The 763-nt window shown below is 32.1% G+C and carries 1 protein-coding gene; it reads right to left on the reverse strand.

Features of this window, described 5'->3' with window-relative positions:
• Positions 1–128 precede the first annotated feature (128 nt).
• Positions 129–763, reverse strand: a 635-nt coding sequence (locus ACM0OR_RS28320) for an HARBI1 family protein (RefSeq protein ID WP_414579731.1), incomplete at its 5' end; no start/stop codon positions are given.

Genomic DNA, 763 nt, shown 5'->3' on the forward strand with positions numbered 1-763 from the left:
ATATAACTGAGATAAAATAGTTATCATTGCTGAACGTAAAAATCACGGTTTAGGGGTGAAAATAGGAAAATTATCAAAAGTTTCTCAAAACAGAGCTTTCTAAAAAAGTAAATGTTCAAGAGAATGATTCAAATATCATGACTTAGTATAAATGAAGCATTTAGATGTAACCTAACTAATCCACATACCGTCTTTAACACCTGACTATAACGATGTCGAGCTAGACGAAATCTATCACTGGCTACGCGAAAAATTTTCACCCTACATATCAGATGTTCCACAAAAATCCTTCTAGAAGATAATTTCTTATTCTCTGATTTTTGCGTTTCTGAAAGTTCGGCTTTTTTGGGTTTCTTGTCAGGTGTGGTAATAAGTGCTTCTCCTATATAAGCTTTATCTCCTAGAAATCTTTGTTTGGTATCCAGGGTTTTGCGATTATTTCTAAATAATGTAATATCACTTATCTTGCCAAATTGTCCAATACAAATATCAACTATATCTCGACCTTCTGGTAATACTATAAATTGATTTTTTCTGGTGTGCATTTTCTTCTTACCGGAATAATATTTTTTCTGCTCTTCATAGTCTCCAGGTCTTTCTATAGCTTGCTCTGCACTATCTACTATTAATTCATATTCACATAATTTCTCACATAGCTCTTGATATCTTTGCTCATCATTTTTTACTTCTTCTACTTGAGATGCAGGTAAGATTTCTCTCAAAATATCTACCCAATAATTAAAGGTATTATTGGCTTTTGTTC

This window comes from Anabaena sp. CCY 9402-a, from assembly GCF_963920945.1.
GTDB lineage: Bacteria > Cyanobacteriota > Cyanobacteriia > Cyanobacteriales > Nostocaceae > Trichormus > Trichormus minutissimus.